Origin of the sequence: Pengzhenrongella frigida (genome assembly GCF_004168625.1) — a bacterium.
Taxonomy (GTDB): domain Bacteria; phylum Actinomycetota; class Actinomycetes; order Actinomycetales; family Cellulomonadaceae; genus Pengzhenrongella; species Pengzhenrongella frigida.
The window spans coordinates 25,211-42,659 of the sequence record NZ_SDWW01000008.1 but is presented as its reverse complement, the minus strand read 5'-3'; the positions used below and the strand labels follow the sequence as shown (position 1 = coordinate 42,659).

Below are 17,449 nucleotides of genomic sequence, written 5' to 3'. Positions count from 1 at the left end.
GATGATTCCGACCGAGCTAGATCGCGCGACCGAGCAGGACGGGCTCGCCCCCGCCCTGGAGGCTGCGCTGAGCACGGTGGCCACGAACGTCGCGGCCTTCGGTGACCGCTACCCGGACGACACCACCGCCGCGGACGTCTACCAGGCGCGCGCGGCCAAGGGCAGCTTCCCCGAGGGCAGCAACCACGGCTGGACGACCAGCTTCTGGCCGGGGATGGTCTGGCTGGCGTACGAGCACACGGGTGACGAGGCGTACCGCCGCGCGGGCGAGCGCCATGTGCAGAGCTTCGCCGACCGGGTGGGGCGGGGGATCGACCTGGACACCCATGACCTGGGGTTCCTGTACACGCTGGCGTGCGTCGCCCCCTGGCGCGTGACCCGGAACGCGCAGGCCAGGCAGGCCGCCCTCGACGCCGTCGAGCACCTGATGGTCCGCTTCCTGGAGCCGGCCGGGATCATCCAGGCGTGGGGCGACCTGAGCAGCCCCGAGCAGCGCGGCCGCACGATCGTGGACAGCCTGATGAACATGCCGCTGCTGTACTGGGCGACCGAGCAGACCGGCGATCCGCGGTTCCGCGAGGCCGCGCACCGGCACACCATCCAGCTGCGTGACCACATCATCCGGCCGGACAACACCACGTTCCACACCTTCTACTGGGACGTCGTGACCGGCGAGCCGCTGCGTGGCGGCACCGAGCAGGGGCATGCGGACCACTCCTGCTGGGCGCGCGGCCAGGCGTGGGGCGTCTACGGGTTCGCGCTGAACTACCGGCACACGTCGGACGAGACGTTCCTGCGCGCCGCCGAGCGGTGCGCCGACTACTTCCTCGACCACCTGCCGGCCGACCACGTCGCGTACTGGGACCTCGCGTTCGCCGACGGCAGCGGCGAGGAGCGCGACAGCTCGGCCGCAGCGATCGCCGTCTGCGGCCTGGACGAGCTCGCGACCTGGTTGCCCGACGGTCCGCGCAAGCAGCGCTACCAGCGGGCGGCCCGGGACATCCTGGCCTCGCTGGCAGCCGGCTACTCGACGGCGGGCCACCCCGAGTCCAACGCCCTGCTGCTGCACGGCATCTACGACAAGCCCAAGTCGGTGGGCGTGGACGAGGGGACGCTCTGGGGCGACTACTTCTACCTCGAGGCCCTGACCCGCGCGGTGAAGCCCACCTGGATCCCCTACTGGTAGGCGCGGTGGCAGCGAGGCACGAGCTGACGGTCCCGACCACGAGGAGGTGGTTCGCACGATGACACCCGCCGACGACGACCTGCGGGCGGACTTCGCCCCGTGGGAGTACTGGCAGACCGCGTCGCCCGAGCAGCGCGCCGACCAGGGCGACCGGATCGCCGAGCTGCGCGGCCGTGGCCTCACGATCGGGACGGACTGCGTGGTCTCCCGTCTGGCGGCCGTGCACCCGGAGGCCCTGGTCCTGGGGGACCGCAGCTCTGTGGCGGCCCACGCCCACCTGACCGGCGACGTCGTCCTCGGCGCGGACTGCTCGGTGAACGTCGCCGCCGCCGTGCGCGGGCGGGTGCGCATCGGCCGTGCGGTGCGGATCGGCGCGCACACCTCGGTGCTCGGCTTCGAGCACGGATTCGCGGACCTCGAGCGAGAGATCTTCCGCCAGCCGCTCAGCTCGACGGGCATCACGATCGGCGACGACGTGTGGCTCGGCAGCCACGTGGTCGTGCTCGACGGCGTCCGGATCGGGTCCCACGCCGTGGTCGGCGCGGGTTCGGTCGTCACGAAGAGCGTGCCGGAGTGGGCGGTGGTCGTCGGCAACCCCGCTCGAGTGGTGCGGGACCGGCGTACCTCGGCACCGGGCACCGCGGGCACCGCTGGCACCGCTCGTACCGCCGGTGCCGCGGGCGGCCCGGACGCGCTCACCGACCGTCTGCGCGGGTTCGCGCAGCGTGCCACCGCCGAGCTGCCCCAGATCCTCGCGGCCGCCTGGGTCGACGGGCTGTACCGCGACGCGCCCTCGGCACCGGCGACGGTGCGCGCCCACGGCGACGCCGTCGAGCTGGCCGACCTGCTGCTCGGCGGGCCGCCGGCGCAGCTGACCCGTGCGGAGCACGTCGCGCGCCTGCGCGCGCTGCAGGACCCGGTCAGCGGGCTGGTCGCCGAGCGCGGCGGGGCCGGCGAACCGGTGCCCGACGCCGAGCCGGCGTCGTCGGCGAAGCCGCAGCTGCCCGATCAATCCCGCGCCTATCACGTGCTCAGCGTCGGGTACGCGTTGGACCTGCTCGGTTCCTCGTTCGAGCACCCGGTGCGCGCGGTGACCGTGCTGTCGCCCGGCGAGCTCGTCGGTCTGCTCGACGGCCTGCCGTGGCGGACCAACGCCTGGGGTGCCGGGGCCCTGGTGGACTCGGTGGGCACGGCGCTGACCTGGGCGCGGCTCGGGGGACACCCCACGCCAGCCGGTCTGGTCGACACCCTGGTCGGGTGGCTCACGACCCACCGCGAACCCGCCTCGGGCCTGTGGGGATCGGCGGCTGGCGAGCTCCTCGAGCCCGTGAACGGCACCTATCGCGCCGTGCGCGGGACCCTGGCCCAGTGGGGGGTGCCGGTCGGTGGTCAGGACCGGCTGATCGACACGGTGCTCGAGCGCGCCGACCAGATCGGTCGGGCGTCGGGCACGACAGCCTGTGACGCGCTGGACGTCGTGCACCTGCTGTGGTGGGCCGCGTCGACCGGCCCGGAGCACCGCCGGGCCGAGATCGACGCGGTGCCGTCCGCCGTGCTCGCCCGCGCGCTCTCGGCGTGGGTGCCCGGGCGCGGGGTGCCGTTCGCCCCCGGCCGGGAGCCGTCCCTGCAGGGCACCGAGATGTGGCTCGCCGTCGTCTGGTACGCGGCCGACCTGCTCGGATGCGCCGACGCCCTGGGCTACCGTCCCCGCGGGGTGCACCGCCCGGAGCCCGCCCTCAGTCTGTGACCGTCCGCACCACCATCTTCGAGGAGCACCAGATGTTCGTACCCGACGCCGGTCACCGCTGGCTGCGCAGCCCCGCCGGGAGCGTCGCCGCGCTCGCCTACGGTGCCGACTACAACCCGGACCAGTGGCCTCGGGAGGTCTGGGACGAGGACGTGGCGCTGATGCGCGAGGCCGGGGTCAACGTCGTCTCGCTCGCGATCTTCTCCTGGGCGCGGATCCAGCCGGCCCAGGATCGGTGGGACTTCGCCTGGCTCGACGACGCGATGGACCTGCTGCACGCCAACGGCATCGGCGTCGACCTGGCGACCGCCACCGCGTCGCCGCCGCCGTGGCTGACGACCGCGCACCCGGAGATCCTGCCGGTCACGCGCACCGGCGAGACCCTCTGGCCCGGCGCCAGGCAGCACTGGCGTCCGACGTCGCCCGTGTTCCGTCGGCACGCGCTCGCGCTCGTCGAGGCGATCGGGACCCGGTACGCCGACCATCCCGCGCTGGTGGCCTGGCACGTGTCCAACGAGCTCGGCTGCCACAACCTCTACGACTACTCCGACGACGCCGCCCAGGCCTTCCGGGCGTGGCTGCGGGACCGGTACGCGACCGTCGACGCCCTCAACCACGCGTGGGGCACCGCGTTCTGGTCCCAGCGCTACGGCGACTGGCACGAGATCCTGCCCCCGCGCCTGGCCGCCGCCCACCCCAACCCGACCCAGCAGCTGGACTTCAAACGCTTCTCCTCCGATGCCCTCAAGGAGCACCTCACCGCGGAGCGCGACCTCCTGCGGCGGCTCACCCCGGAGGTGCCCGTCACCACGAACTTCATGGTGATGGGGGAGACCAAGGGGATGGACTACGCCGACTGGGCAGGCGAGGTGGACTTCGTCTCGAACGACCACTACGTGCTCCCGGGCCCGCAGAGCCTGGACGAGCTGTCCTTCTCCGCGAGCCTCACCGGCCGGCTCGCCGGCGGCCGACCCTGGTTCCTGATGGAGCACTCCACCAGCGCGGTCAACTGGCAGCCCGTCAACGTCGCGAAGAAGCCCGGGGAGATGCTCCGGGACTCGCTGACCCACGTCGCGCACGGCGCCGACGCGGTGTGCTACTTCCAGTGGCGGCAGTCCGCCGCGGGGGCGGAGAAGTTCCACTCGGCGATGGTGCCGCACGCGGGCCGCGACAGCGACGTCTTCCGCGACGTCGTGGGGCTCGGCTCCACCCTGCAGGCCCTCGCCCCCGTCGTCGGATCGCGGCAGCGGCCGGCCCGGGCCGCGATCCTGTTCGACTGGCCGTCCTGGTGGGCGTGCGAGCAGGACTCCCACCCGAGCGACCGGTTGCGGTACCGGGCCGAGGCCCTGGACTGGTACTCCGCCTTCCTGGGCGCGGGCGTCCGCGTCGACGTCGTGCCCACCGGCACCCGCCTCGGAGGCTACGACGTCGTCATCGCACCCGTGCTGCACGTCGTCACCGCAGCGCTCGCCGAGGAGCTGACCGCGTACGTGACCCAGGGCGGCCACCTGGTGGCCACCTACTTCTCCGGGATCGTCGACGAGCACGACCACGTGTGGCTCGGCGGCTACCCCGGCGCGCTCCGCTCGCTGCTCGGCATCCGGATCCAGGAGTTCGCGCCGTTGCTCGACCACGAGTCGGTCGAGCTCGACAACCTGACCCGGGCAACGATGTGGACCGAACGGATCGACGTGGTGGCCGAGGACGTCGAGGTGCTCGTCCGCTACCTCACCGGCGAGGTCGCCGGTCGGCCCGCCGTCACCAGCCGTCCCTGCGGGCAGGGGGTCGCGACGTACGTGTCCACCCGGCTCGGTGCCGACGGGCTGGGACCGGTGCTGCGGTCCGTCCTGCTGCGTGCCGAGGTCCCCAGTGAGCTGCCCGCCGCCGTGCGGGGTCGGGTGGAGCTCGCCATCCGTACCGGTGGTGCCGACGAGTTCTGGTTCCTCGTCAACCGGACCGCCGAGGACCTCGAGGTTCCTGACCTCGAGGGCGACGTCCTGGTCGGCGCACGGGGGACGTCGACCGGGTCCGGTGTCGCGCCCGTCCGGCTGGCCCCACGAGGGGTCGCCGTCCTGCGTCGAACGGTGTGATTTCGCTCGGTGTGACGGCGCTCGGTGTGACGCAGGGGCGTTGACTACCGCTCGAGCTCCACCCGGAGCCGCCCGTCCCGGTCGGTCACGTCCGTGCCGAGCGCCCGGCAGGCGGCACGCAGGCGTTGGCTGATCCACCCCGCGTCCTCGCCGTGCGCGAGCGTCGTGCGGCTGAAGGTCAACCGCAGCGGCACGGCCTCGGCGCTGCGGGGGAGCCCGGCGTCGTCGAAGGTCAGCAGCCACAGCAGGCCGAGGTCGTTGCGGAGCCCGGGGTGGACGGCGTAGTCGTCGAGGAAGTCGCCGAGGTCGAACAGCACCCGACCGCCGACGCCGTGGAACACGTGGGCGGAGTGCCCGGCGATCAGCGTCGCGCCGGCGGCCACCAGGGTCGCGGCCGCGCGCCGGACGTAGGCCGGTGGTTCGCGGGTCAGGTTCGGCCCCCAGTGCGGGCTGACGAGCACCGGCCCGGCGCCGGCGGCCGCCAGCTCGGTGACCTGCGCGGTCAGCCAGGCGGGGACGGCGTCGTGCAGGTCGACGTGCGCGACCCCGGGGCGATCGGGGGTGGCGGCGTACTCGGCGGGATGGTCGGTGACGGACACCACGGTGACCGTCAGCGGGCCGACGCGGAGCCGGGCCGGGGTGCGCGCTGCCGCCTGGTCCTCGCCTGCACCGGCCACGGCGATACCTGCGGCGCGCAGGGTCGAGAGCGTGTCGAGCAGCGCCTGCGGGCCGAAGTCGAGCGCGTGGTTGTTCGCCAGCGTGACGCAGCGCACGCCCAGCAGCGTCAGCGCATCGACGGCCGACGACGGCCCGCGGAAGTGGAAGACGCGGTCGGGCCACGGCTCCCCGCGCTCGGACAGGCAGCATTCGAGGTTGAGCAGCATCCCGTCGGCCGAGGACACGAGCTCGAGCAGCTCCTCGCCGAACAGGGTCCGGACCGGATCGCTGGCGAGGTGCTCGGCGACCCCGCGGCCGAGCATCGTGTCTCCCGCGAGGGCCAGCGTGGTCGTCGGTCGCGTGGTCTGCGGCATGGGCGTCCTCCTCAGTGCAGACTCCACTCAGCGCAGACTCCATGCTCGCCCCGCAGCCGGGTGCCACCCAGAGGACGAGGTCCCGGTTCCGGGCCGCGGTCGGGCGGTCAGAAGCCGAACGTCACCACCGGCGCGACCCCGCCGCTGGTCAACGACTCCAGCACCACCAGCTCGTGGGGCACGACGGGTTCGGGCAGTGCCGCCAGATCGAACCAGCGCAGGTCGGCCGCCTTGTCGGGCTCGAGCCGGCGGGGCTCGCCGGTCCATCGCCGGCACTCGAAGAAGAAGTCGACCCGGGCGTCGATCCAGCCGGGACCGGCGGTCCGGTGCATGGCGCACGGCGGACGAAGGTCCGCGATCTCGACCGTCACGCCGAGCTCTTCGCGGCTCTCGCGGCGGGCTGCCGCCAGGACCGATTCACCCGCTTCGACGTGCCCCGCCGCCCCGCTCGCCCAGAACCCGTCCCGGTACCCGGTGTTCTGGCGCAGCTGCAGGAGCACCTGCTCACCGGACGTGCCCGCACGGCGAAAGACCACATAGGCGGCGGGCACGACCTGGAAGCGAGTCACGACGCGGACTCTGCCACAACCGCCGCCCGCCACCCGGGACGGCCGGGGGCGGGATCGGGCGTCACGGCAGGTCCGTGGTCCGCACCGCCGGCTCGTGCCCCGGGCGGTCGGGGCCGAACCCGATGGCGAACCCCTTGGCCTGGGCGCGGCCGAGGTTCGGGTCCGACTCGATCAGGTAGGCCGAGCCGAACTCGCGCTCCATCGACTGGTACTTGTCCAGCGGGGCTGCGATCAGCAGCTGGAACCCGAACGACTGCAGCGCCCGGATCGCCCGGCGGGTGACGTCGGGGTCGGACTTCACGAAACCCTCGTCGACCGTGACGGACCCGAAGATCGGGACCTCCTCGATGCCGCCGAGCTGGTAGCGCAGCGCGGCGCCCAACGTCGCGGCGATGAGCTCCTGCCCCTCGCCACCGGAGGTCGCCCCGACACCCTCGTAGACGCGCGCCGAGGTCTCGCCGCGCCGGTGCTCCTCGGCGGCGATGCGCACGTGCCGCTTGACGTCGAGGACGTCGCGCTGCCACTCCCGGTCCGCCGGCTCGGTGCCGTCGAGCCGGGTCATGAGCCGCTGGATCCGGCGGAACCGCTCCTCGAGCCCTTGGTCGTCGAGGTCCTGCCCGAGGGTGTTCTCCAGGATCGCGTCGATCTCGGCCTTGAAGGCCCGGGACGCCGGTGGCTCGACGTCGGAGGTCGAGATCTGCAGATAGCCGTCGTGCCCGAACGGGACGTGGCGCAGCACGTCGTTCACGGGCGTGATGCGGTCGTCGATCATGTGCCGCTCGTCGCGCAGGGTCTGGATCAGCGAGGACAGACCCATCTGGTTGATCCGGTGCATCAACCGACGCCAGGCGTCGAGCGCCCCGGGGAGGTCGTCCTCCCGCAGGTACTTCAGCCGGTCGAGGTACTCCGGCGCCGAGTCGACCTCGGGCGAGAGCTCGCCGGCCTCGTCGGGCCAGCGGTGCAGAAAGTCCGCCAGGATCAGCTGGATCTTGCCGCGTGCGTTGGTCTCGGCGAGCCGGACGGTCGCCAGCCGCGCTTCGACCGCCTGGACCATGGCCTTGCGCAGCGCGCTGATCGTCTCGACCGTCGGGTGGGGGTTGCAGCCCGGGGCGATCTCGTCGAGCAGTCGCGTCTCGTCGACGCTCAGCTCCGGCGCCGCGTCGAGGCGGGTGGTCACGGCGTCCTCCTCGGTCGTCCGCGCGGACCACCGCTTCTCGGCCTCCCCGCTCGCGGCCAGGGCGGTGCGGGCCACGTGGTTCGCCTCGTCGCGCGCCTCGGTCAGCGAGGCGAGCTGGTCCGCGATGCCCGCGAGCCCGTCGCCGGTCGCGACCCGCTCCCGTTCGGCCTCGACCTTGGTCAGCCGCGCTGCGGCGGCGGCGACGTCGATCTCGGCCCACGTGATCGCCGCGAGCCGGGCCCAGGCGTCGTGGCGCCGGGCGGCCAGGTCGCGGGCCGCGTCGGCCGTCGTGACCGCGACGTCGTGATCGGCGAGGCGCAGCTCCAGCGCGGAGATCTCCCGCTCGAGCTCGCCCACCGTCGCGGCATTGTCGAACCCGATGACCCGGTCCCGGCGGGAGTCGTCCCGGTCGTCCTTCTCGTGGGTGCCGCTGCGGTGCTTGACCTGGCCGTTGAGCGTGACCGCCTGGGCGAGGCGGGCGAGCTCGCCGGCCTCCCGCACGCACTGGTGCGAGAAGCGGTGGACCAGCTGGTTCCCGACCCAGGGAGCGAAGGGGGACTCGGCGACGTCGATCTTGGCGGCCATCGTCCCGGCGGCGGCAGGCGCCGTCGTGGGCGCGGTCCCGGTGTCCACCGGGGTGTACCGCACCCGGCCCTTGAGGTCATGGGTGTCGACGAACTCCGCGACCCGGGGGTACGACCCGCGGGCCACCAGGAGCCCGAGGCCGAACCCGCCGAGCAGCCGTTCGGCGGCCCGGCGCCACTCGTCCTCGCCGCGGGCCACGTCGATGAGCTCGCCGACGAACGGCAGGTCCGCCTCGGACAGGCCGGTCCCCTCGAGGATCCGGCGTCGCAGCTCGAGCGCGCGCACGGGGATGTTCGAGCGCCGGGAGGCGAACGAGAGCAGCTCGCTGCGCCGGGTGGCCAGCAGGCGGCCGGTCTCGCTGTGCGTGGCGATGCTGGCGTGCAGGGCGGTGCGCAGCGACGGATCGTCCGCGTTCGGGCCGGCCGGCCGCTGCCCGAGGAGGGCGGCGAGGGCCTGGGGGCTGCCGGGTGGGGTCACGCCGAGCAGCGAGCACGCGGCTGCCGTGCTCGTCGCCCGCTCGGCGGTTCGGTCATGCTCGGCCGACAGCGCGGTGCGTTCGGCGTCGAGCCGATCGAGGGTCGCGCCCCCCTGCTCGTCGCGGCGCAGCTCGAGCTGTTTGAGCTGGGTCACCAGCCGTCCGTAGTCCGCCGTCGCGGTGGCGTGCAGCGCCTTCTGCCGACCACGCTCGGCGTGCTCCTGCGCGGCGCGGACCGCCAGCAGATCCTTGTGCAGGCGCAGGACGTAGGCCTCGACCGGGGTGACCTGCTCGTCGGTCTCGATCAGCCCGCGCAGCTCGACACCGGACCCGCCGGCCGCCAGGTAGGTGTCCCACAGCTGGGGGAGGTCGCCGAGCGCGCCGATCTGGTCGCGGGCCCGGGTCATGTCGTCGTAGCCGTTGCGCAGGCTCTGGAACTGCTCGACGGCCGTGTCCTTGCGCTCCAGCACCACCGAGTCGTCCAGCACGAACCGCTTGAACGTCTCGTCGATGTTGTGCACGCCCTTGCTCGACTGGGCCTTGTGCAGCAGGCGGATGGCCTTGGCGCTGTCGCCGTCCTGCCCGCGGATGCCGATCAGGGTCGAGAGCCGGGCGATGTACCGCCCGTACTCGTTGCCGAACGTCGACGCGTGCGGCACCGCCCGGCGGACGGCGTCCTGGCGCAGGTGCTGGGTGGCCGCGGTCTCGAGGGCGCGCAGGTCGAAGGGCTGCTCGGTGACGAGCAGCGAGTGGGTGATCTCGCCGTCGCCGGTCGCCGCCCGGGACATCTGCATCGCCCGGCAGCCCGTGACCGACGCCGAGGCCTTGTTCTCCCAGGTGAGGGCGACGCCGCTCCAGGTCGCGCCCTCACGCAGGTAGATCGCCTTGCTGCCGCGGCTGGCGTCCCGGCGGGCGCCGCTCTTGCCGCGGACGTAGGAGTAGAACGTGCGCTCCTTGCTGCCCACGCCGTCGTCGTGCGCGGCGGCGTTGAAGGTCACCGAGCGATCCATCAGCACGCACGAGATCGCGTCCAGCAGGGTGGACTTGCCCGAGCCCGACGGTCCGGTCACCAGGGTGCCGTCGCGGTGGATCTCGATCGAGTGGTAGCCGTGGAACGGCCCCCAGTTGACCAGCTGGATCCGCACCAGCCGGAACTGGGCGAGCGCGGGGTCGAAGCCCTCCATCGTCCGGTCCATCAGTCGTCCTCCCTGGGGTCTGCGGCCCGCGCGGCCGGTTCGGCGCCGTTCTCGGCCATCTCCTCGAACGCGGCGGTCATCGCGTCGACCTTCTCCGCCGTGAGCAGGGCGTGGATGACCCCGGAGATGCGGTAGCGCTCGGCGGTGAGCAGCACGAGGATCCCCTTCTCGCGGACCGTGGTGATGGCCGCCTCGCACCGTTTGCGGAACGTCGCCGGGTTCTGGTCGTCGACGTTCTTCCAGACCTCGAGGTGATCCAGGAGGTCGGCGTGGTCCACCACGACGTCACGCCCCTCGACCGCACCCCGGTCGTACTCCTGGCGCAGGTGGAGCAGGAGGATCGCCGCCGGCAGCGACAGCGGCTTGTCCTTGCGGAGCAGGACGGGCACGTCCTCGCCCAGCTCGACCTGCTGGGTGAAGGCGACCTCGTGCCGCCGATCCAGCACCAGCTCGAGGTAGACGTCGTTGAGCCGCGACCGCAAGATGTCCTCGTGCCGCTGCACCCGGGCCCACCACGCCGGGTTGCGGACGCCGTCCACGAAGCGGGTCGAGAGCAGCCGCGCCAGCGTGTTGCGGACCTCCGCGGGCAGCAGCCCCTCGTCCCCCTCGAAGAGGACGTCGCGGGCGCCGTCGGCGGCCTTCGTCGATCCGGTCGCCGACGGCGAGCTCGGTTCGGTCATCTCGATCTCGATCTCGGTCGGGCTCACGGGCGGACCTCGGGTTTCTCGGCGGGGGGCACCCCAGGGGTGGCCTCGCGACGGTCGGGAAAGACCGCCGCGGGGACGGTGTGGACCATCGTCGAGCCGTCCGGGCGGAGCGTCTCGAGCCGCTCGGTCACGGGCTCGATGAAGACGGCGCCCTGCTCGACGGCGACGTGCAGGAGGCCGACGACGTTCTTCGGGCGGCGCAGCTCGGGGCTCAGGGCGAGCCACACCTCGCGCAAGGTGGGGCGCCCGGACTCGCTCTGGCCGGCGGCGAGCTCGACACCGAGCCGGATCTCCTCCAGCGCGGGTCCGCCGAGCTCGCGCATCTGCACCGGCGTGAGGGCGCCGACGAGCGCCAGCCGGTCCGGCTCCAGCGCCGCCGGGCTCTCGTGCAGCCGGGGGTCGATCAGCTGGAGCTGGGAGATCGACCGCACCCGCGCCATGGTGGCGCCGATCTGGAGGTCGACGCTGCTGCGGTGCGTGCGCCGGTCGAACAGCGCGTGCGCCGCCGCCTGCGCGCGGCCCAGGCGCGAGCGCAGGTCCCGATCGGAGCTGTTCTGGCTCTGGACGTAGCGCTCGAGCGACTGGGTGAGCCGGCGGTAGGTCTCCTGGACCTCCTCGGCGCAGTCGACCAGCACCCGGGGAAGGGCGCGCAGGGCGCGGCGCTGCTCGACCGTCAGCCCGGCCGCGAAGTCCTGGCGCAGCAGGTCGTCGATGTCCCGGCGCAGGGCGGTCTGCTCACGGTGGTTTCCCCACAGCCGCATCAGCCCGCGGAAGGCCTTGCCCTCGTCGCTGGTCTCGAGCAGGTCGTGCTCGGCGAAGAACGAGCGCAGCGCCTCGCCCCGGCTCACGGGTCCCTCCTGGGCGTCACCGACGAACCGCCGGTGCATCTCGTACACGCTGTCGGAGACCCGCTTGAAGTCCGCGGGCAGGTGCCGGGACAGATCCATGATGTTGTTGAGCTGCTCGTGCAGGGCCGAGCCGGACGGCAGGGCGGCCGTGCCGCTGAGCTGCAGGTCGCGCTGGGACTGCAGGGCCGCGATCTGCGCGTCGATCCGCTCGATGCGCGCGCGGGGGTCCGGGTTCGCGTCGCCGGCCAGGCGGGAGACCGAGTCGAGGATCTGCTTCAGGCGCGACTCCGAGACCGTCGAGCGGTGGTCCACGAGCCGGTCGGTGAAGGCGAGGACGTCCAACGTGGACGCGGTCAGGGTGTACTGCTCCACCCGCTCGACGAGCGCACGGTTGATCCACTGCCGCGTCACCCACTCGTTGCAGTACTCGCGGCCCGTGCGAGCGGTCTCGGCCGGGCCCGCGGTCGCGGAGCGCATGTCCTGGATCTCGAGGTCGACGATCTCGTGGAACCGCGAGACCTCGACGGGGCCGTGGGCGAGGTGCTCGGCCAGGATGCTCATGATCCACTCGAGGTTGTGCGCCCGGAGCAGGGTCATCTCCGGCCGCGCCGACGCGCGCTCGAAACCCGCCAGGCGCGAGAGCGCCCGAGTCTGGTGCTGCGCCAAGGGTGGGGTCCGATCGGAGGTCTGGGGGGTGCCGTAGGGGGCTGCCCTCGACCACGAGGGCTCAACTTTACCGCCCTGATCTGCCGGCGCCCGATCCGTGCACCGGCAGGGCCCGGCCCAGGTGCACGGGCGGCCGCTCGCCCCCGGCGCAGCTGCCCGTATGGTTCGGCCGCATGCAGGAGTCGGCGGTACGCGAGATCCTCGAGCGGCTTGCGGGGTGGTCGCCGGTGGCACCCGCCCAGACGCGGCTCAAGGGCGAGTTCGAGGTCTTCGTGCGCGCGGGGCAGGGAGCGGCGCTGGACCGGGACGGTGGCCCCGAGCACCTGACCGGGAGCTGCTTCGTGCTGACCGAGGACCTGTCCCAGGTGCTGCTGTGCTTCCACCGCAAGGGCCAGTTCTGGGTCCAGCTGGGCGGTCACGTGGAGCCCGGGGACCGGTCGGTCGCGGCCGCGGCCTTCCGGGAGGCGAGGGAGGAGGGCGGGATCGCCGACCTCCGCCCGTTCGGAGCCGCGCCCGTCGACCTGCACCGCCACGCGTTGAGCAACCGCTTCGGCGCGTGCCGGGTGCACTGGGACATCGGCTTCGTGGCGTTCGCCGAGGCGGCTGCCGTGCCCGTCGCGAGCGACGAGAGCGAAGCGGTCGCCTGGTTCGCCGTGGACCGGCTGCCCGCGGACGTCCCGGCGGACTTCCCCGTCCGGCTGGGCACGATCCTCGATGAGCTGGCCGCGCAGCGCTCACGCTCGCGCTGAGCCTCAGGAGCGGAGGGCCTCGCGGAGCTTCATCCGGCTACCGGTGTGCAGCACCCCGCGCTGATAGACCCGCGCGGCCAGCCACACCAGACCGGGCAGGGTCAGCGCGGCGATGGCCAGCGAGAGCGGCATCTCCCAGGGTTCGAGGGCGCCGAAGGCACCGCGCACGGGCATCATGAACGGCGCGAAGACCGGGATCTGGGACAGGACCCGAACGGCGGTGCCATCCGGGTCGTGCGGGACGAGGAACATCGTCGTGTAGAACGGGACGAACAGCACGAACAGCAGCGGGGTGGTGACCGAGCCGATGTCCTCCTGACGGGACACGAGGGCGGCGAAACCGCCGAAGAGCACGGCGAAGATGGCGTAGCCGACCAGGAACCACACGACCAGCCAGACCAGCGCCGAGCCGATGCTGACGTCGATCTCGAGGGCGTCCACCCCGAGGGTGAGGGCGGCGACGGCAAGGGACCCGCCGAGCACGAGCACCTGGAAGAGCCCGTAGGCGCCGATGCCGAGCACCTTGCCGGCGAGCAGCTGGCTCGGCCGGATGGTGGACAGCAGGATCTCGACCACGCGTGAGGTCTTCTCCTCCACGACTCCCATCGCGATCATCGATCCGGAGCCGACCAGGGCCCCGAACAGGATCGAGATCATGGCCATCGATACGCCGAAGGCGGCATCGTCGAACGTGCTGTCCTCGGGCTCGTGGACCGCTTCGAGGTGGGGCACGGCCTGGGCGATGGCCGCCGCGAAGGAGGTCGGGTCACCGCCGAGGTCGCCGATCTGCTCGGCGGTGGCATGGTCGCGGACCGCCTGGCTGACGACGGCCAGCACCGCGGTGTCCGGCTCGGTCGCGACGAGCATCCGCGGGGCGGCGCTCTCGCCGTCGAGGAACGCGTCCAGGGTGGTGTCGTCGCCGTCGAGCGTCGCCGTCGCGTCGTCGGCAGTCATCGTGGTGATCTCCAGGTCGAGCGCGCCGGCGGTCGCGGCGGCCTCGAGCGCGGGTCGTAGCTCGGCGACCTCCCGCGCGAGGGCGACGTGCCTGACCGGCTCCTCGGTGTCACGGTCGAGGAAGTAGCTGCCCACTGCCGCGCCGATCGCGATGACGACGACCATCACGACCAACGAGATGATGTTGGCCTTCGTGAGCATGCGGGTCTTGAACTCCCGTTGGGAGACCATCCAGACCACACGGGTCCCGCTCATGCTGCGGCCTCCGCCGTCGTACGTCGTGAACCGGACGAGCCGTCTGGGCTGTGCACGGCGTCCGGGGCTTCGTCGCCCGAGACGATCTCGCGGAACAGGTCGGCCAGGGTCGGTCGCACGGGGCCGAAGCTGCGCACCGCACCGACCGCGAGGGCGGCTCGCAGCACGTCCTGCTCGGCGCCGGCGGCGCCTGCTCCGGGTCCGGCAGCGGCCAGCTCGACCAGGACCGCGCCGGGGCGCTCGTCCAGCGCGTGCGCCTGCACACCAGGAACGGCGTGCACGGCGGTCAGGACCGCGCCGGGATCCGCCTCGACCTCGAGGAGCCACTGCAGGCGGTCGGTCGTGCGCAGCTCATCGATCGTGCCCAGCGCCTGCATGCGCCCGGCCCGGATGATGCCGACGCGATCGCACAGGCGCTCGACCAGGTCGAGCTGGTGGGAGGAGAAGATGACGGGCACGCCGGCGTCCGCCCGTTCGCGCAGGACGTCGCTCATGATGTCGACCGCCACCGGGTCCAGCCCGGAGAACGGCTCGTCGAGCACGAGCACGGCGGGGTCGTGCACCAGGGCGGCGGCCAGCTGGACGCGCTGCTGGTTGCCCAGGGAGAGGCTCTCGACGTTGTCGTTGCGGCGGTCGCCCACCCCGAGCCGGTCGGTCCAGCGCTCGACGGCGTCGGCGGCGTCGGCCGGGCTCATGCCGTGCAGCCCGGCGAGGAAGCGCAGCTGCTCGCCGACCTTCATCTTCGGGTACAGCCCCCGCTCCTCGGGCATGTACCCGAACCGACGGCGGCTGTCGAGGTCGAGCTCGGCGCCGTTCCACCGCACGGTCCCGGAATCCGCGGCGAGCACCCCGAGCATGATCCGCATGGCCGTGGTCTTGCCCGCCCCGTTGGACCCGACGAAGCCGAAGATCTCGCCGGACCGCACCTCGAACGTGAGGTCGTGCAGTGCGCGCACGGCGCCGTACCTCTTCGACAGGTGCCCGATCTCGAGCAGGGTCGCGGCTGCTGGCCGGCGATCGGGTGCGGGCGGGTCGACTCGAAGGCTCGGCATACCGTCAACTATGTCTTGACGAACCGAGATCGTCAAGCCTGCCTTGACATTCGCGGCAAATCGCCGTGCGGACGCGTCTACCAGGTGAGGTCCTGGCAGCCGTGGTGGTCGGCGGGTTCGACCTGCAGGGTGGCGTGGGCGATGCCGTACCGGTCGCGCAGGAGGTCGCGGGCGTCGTCCAGGACGTCGTGGTGGTCGGCCTGGGCCCGTGCCACCAGGTGTGCGGTGGCGACGTTCATCCCCGAGGTCAGGGCCCACAGGTGCAGGTCGTGCACCTGGGCGACGCCCGGGATGGCGGCCAGGGAGAGCGCGATCTCGTCGGGGTCGACGCCGGTCGGGGCGTGCTGGGCGAGGACCGTCACCACCTGGCGGCCGAGGGTGACCGCGCGCACCAGGACGAACACGGCGATGAGGAGCGCGACGGCGATGTCCCAGCCCGGGTTGCCGGTGAGCGCGATGAGCGCCCCCGCGATGAGGACCCCGACCGAGCCGGCGGCGTCGGCGACCACCTCGAAGTAGGCGCCGCGGACATTCAGGCTCTCCCGCGAGCCGGTGCGCAGCAGCAGCACGGCGACGAGGTTGACGGCGAGCCCGGTCGCACCGACGACCAGCATCGCCGTCGAGGCGACCGGCGGCGCGTCGCCGATCCGGCCGAGGGCTTCGACGAGGACGTAGACACCGACGCCGAGCATGATCAGGACGGTCAGTCCCGAGGCGAAGACCTCGGCCCGGTAGGAGCCGTAGGTGCGCCGCCCGGACCGGTCGATGCGGCTCGCGACCCGGGTGGCGACCAGGCTCGCGCCGATCGCGACGACGTCGGCCGCCATGTGCCCGGCGTCGGAGATCAGCGCGAGGGAGCCCGACACCAGGCCGGCCACGAGCTCGACCAAGAAGAAGCCCGCCGTGAGGGCGAAGACCGCCGTCAGCCGCCGGCGGTAGCGCGCCCCGACATGCCCGTCGGCGGGACCGTGCGGGTGGGCCTGGCCGTGACTCGGGCCGTGACCGTGGCCCGCGCCCATCAGGCCTCCTGCTCGGCGGTGGCGTCTGACGAGGTGCAGCACGCGTCGGTGCAGCCCGCCTCGCACTCGCAGCCGTCAGGACCCGCCGCGCTCGACCCGCCGGGACCGCAGCCGCAGGACTCTCCGCGCCAGGCTTCGAGCCCCTCCCGCACGGCGACACCGGCGATGATCAGCCCCGCGACGGGGTCGGCCCAGCTCCAGCCCAGGGTCGCGTTCAGCACCAGGCCGACGAGGAGCACCCCCGACAGGTAGGTGCACAGCAGAGTCTGGGTGGAGTCAGCCACCACCGCGCCCGAGCCGAGGGATCTGCCGGTGCGGCGCTGCGCCCACGACAGGAACGGCATCACGAGCAGCGATGCGGCCGCCAGGGCGATGCCGACCGTTGACGGCTCCGGCACGGTCGCGCCGAGCAGCGCCCGCACGGACTCGGCGGTCACATAGGCGGCCAGGGCGAAGAACGACCAGGCCATCAGGCGAAGTGCGCGGCGCTCCCGGCTCTCCGGCAGGGGATGACGGAACTGCCACAGGACGATCAGGCCGCTGGAGACCTCGACCACCGAGTCGAGACCGAACCCGACCAGGGCCACCGAACCGGCGACCAGTCCGGCGGTGATCGCGACGATGGCCTCGAGCACGTTGTACGTGACGCTCACCCCGGCGAGCAGCTGCGCGCGGCGGCCCAACCGAGCCCGCTCGGCCGCCGACAGTCGCGGCGAGGCGTGCGGAGTCTGGGTGCTCATCGGTTGGTCGCATCGCCGTAGGTCGGGCACAGCGTGACCGCGCTGCCGGTCGCAGCCAGGAGTTGTTCGGCGGCGGCGAGGACGGCGAGGAGCTCGGGGCCCGCCGCGAGCGACCACATGGTCGCCCGGCCCTGCGCGCGGAAGGTCACGAGCGCGCAGTCCCGCAGGCACGCCAGGTGGGCGGAGACCGTGGACTGCGCCAGTCCGAGATGGGCGGTCAGGTCCTTGACGTTGTGCTCGCCGAGGGCCAGATGGCGCAGGATCGCCAACCGGGCCGGATCACCGAGGCTGCGGAACATGCACGCCGCGGCGGACAGCCCGGTCACCTCGTCGACGTCTGAGGTCGGTCGGGCGGTCGCCCTGGTCGCGGTTCGCATCGTCATGGGGCGATGATATCGGACGC

The 17,449-nt window shown here is 72.8% G+C and carries 14 protein-coding genes; 4 read left to right on the top strand and 10 right to left on the bottom strand.

Annotated features, from left to right (window positions below; all coding sequences use genetic code 11):
• The first annotated feature begins 1 nt into the window (after position 1).
• The 3 genes from EUA98_RS04875 to EUA98_RS04865 are packed head-to-tail and all read left to right on the top strand — an operon-like array spanning position 2 to position 5,023.
• A complete protein-coding gene (locus EUA98_RS04875) occupies positions 2–1,186 on the top strand; it encodes a glycoside hydrolase family 88 protein (RefSeq protein ID WP_130101552.1) in 1,185 nt (394 codons plus the stop codon).
• Between the two features lie 58 nt (positions 1,187–1,244).
• Entirely contained in the window at positions 1,245–2,933 is a 1,689-nt protein-coding gene (locus EUA98_RS04870) for an acyltransferase (RefSeq protein WP_130101551.1), read from the top strand.
• Entirely contained in the window at positions 2,930–5,023 is a 2,094-nt protein-coding gene (locus tag EUA98_RS04865) for a beta-galactosidase (protein ID WP_242511277.1), read from the top strand. Before EUA98_RS04870 ends, EUA98_RS04865 begins: the two co-directional genes overlap by 4 nt.
• A 44-nt stretch (positions 5,024–5,067) precedes the next feature.
• On the opposite strand, the gene EUA98_RS04860 is transcribed toward EUA98_RS04865, so the two are convergent.
• The 5 genes from EUA98_RS04860 to EUA98_RS04840 all read right to left on the bottom strand — a co-directional run bounded on the left by EUA98_RS04860 (position 5,068) and on the right by EUA98_RS04840 (position 12,277).
• Complete coding sequence (locus tag EUA98_RS04860) at positions 5,068–6,054, bottom strand: CapA family protein (protein ID WP_130101550.1); 987 nt, start codon at positions 6,052–6,054, stop codon at positions 5,068–5,070.
• A 107-nt stretch (positions 6,055–6,161) separates the two neighbouring features.
• Positions 6,162–6,623, bottom strand: a complete 462-nt coding sequence (locus EUA98_RS04855) for an NUDIX hydrolase (RefSeq protein ID WP_130101549.1) — start codon at positions 6,621–6,623, stop codon at positions 6,162–6,164.
• 61 nt (positions 6,624–6,684) lie between these two features.
• Positions 6,685–10,056: an ATP-binding protein gene (locus EUA98_RS04850; RefSeq protein WP_130101548.1), complete on the bottom strand. Its 3,372-nt coding sequence runs from the start codon at positions 10,054–10,056 to the stop codon at positions 6,685–6,687.
• A complete protein-coding gene (locus EUA98_RS04845) occupies positions 10,056–10,763 on the bottom strand; it encodes a DUF4194 domain-containing protein (RefSeq protein ID WP_130101547.1) in 708 nt (235 codons plus the stop codon). The genes EUA98_RS04850 and EUA98_RS04845 overlap by 1 nt, the downstream gene beginning before the upstream one ends.
• Entirely contained in the window at positions 10,760–12,277 is a 1,518-nt protein-coding gene (locus EUA98_RS04840) for a DUF3375 family protein (protein WP_130101546.1), read from the bottom strand. The genes EUA98_RS04845 and EUA98_RS04840 overlap by 4 nt, the downstream gene beginning before the upstream one ends.
• A 173-nt stretch (positions 12,278–12,450) precedes the next feature.
• On the opposite strand from EUA98_RS04840, the gene EUA98_RS04835 reads away from it, so the two are divergent.
• Entirely contained in the window at positions 12,451–13,026 is a 576-nt protein-coding gene (locus EUA98_RS04835) for an NUDIX domain-containing protein (protein WP_130101545.1), read from the top strand.
• A gap of 3 nt (positions 13,027–13,029) precedes the next feature.
• Here the strand turns inward: EUA98_RS04835 and EUA98_RS04830 are convergent, their stop codons facing one another.
• The 5 genes from EUA98_RS04830 to EUA98_RS04810 all read right to left on the bottom strand — a co-directional run bounded on the left by EUA98_RS04830 (position 13,030) and on the right by EUA98_RS04810 (position 17,423).
• Entirely contained in the window at positions 13,030–14,235 is a 1,206-nt protein-coding gene (locus tag EUA98_RS04830) for an ABC transporter permease (RefSeq protein WP_130101544.1), read from the bottom strand.
• Positions 14,232–15,287, bottom strand: coding sequence for an ABC transporter ATP-binding protein (locus EUA98_RS04825; RefSeq protein WP_130101543.1), 1,056 nt, complete (start codon positions 15,285–15,287; stop codon positions 14,232–14,234). The genes EUA98_RS04830 and EUA98_RS04825 overlap by 4 nt, the downstream gene beginning before the upstream one ends.
• Before the next feature lie 77 nt (positions 15,288–15,364).
• Positions 15,365–16,306 (bottom strand): cation diffusion facilitator family transporter, encoded by a 942-nt coding sequence (locus EUA98_RS04820; protein ID WP_130101542.1) that lies wholly within the window; start codon positions 16,304–16,306, stop codon positions 15,365–15,367.
• Positions 16,306–17,046, bottom strand: coding sequence for a cation diffusion facilitator family transporter (locus EUA98_RS04815; RefSeq protein ID WP_130101541.1), 741 nt, complete (start codon positions 17,044–17,046; stop codon positions 16,306–16,308). The genes EUA98_RS04820 and EUA98_RS04815 overlap by 1 nt, the downstream gene beginning before the upstream one ends.
• Entirely contained in the window at positions 17,043–17,423 is a 381-nt protein-coding gene (locus EUA98_RS04810) for an ArsR/SmtB family transcription factor (protein ID WP_242511286.1), read from the bottom strand. The genes EUA98_RS04815 and EUA98_RS04810 overlap by 4 nt, the downstream gene beginning before the upstream one ends.
• Positions 17,424–17,449: the final 26 nt, after the last annotated feature.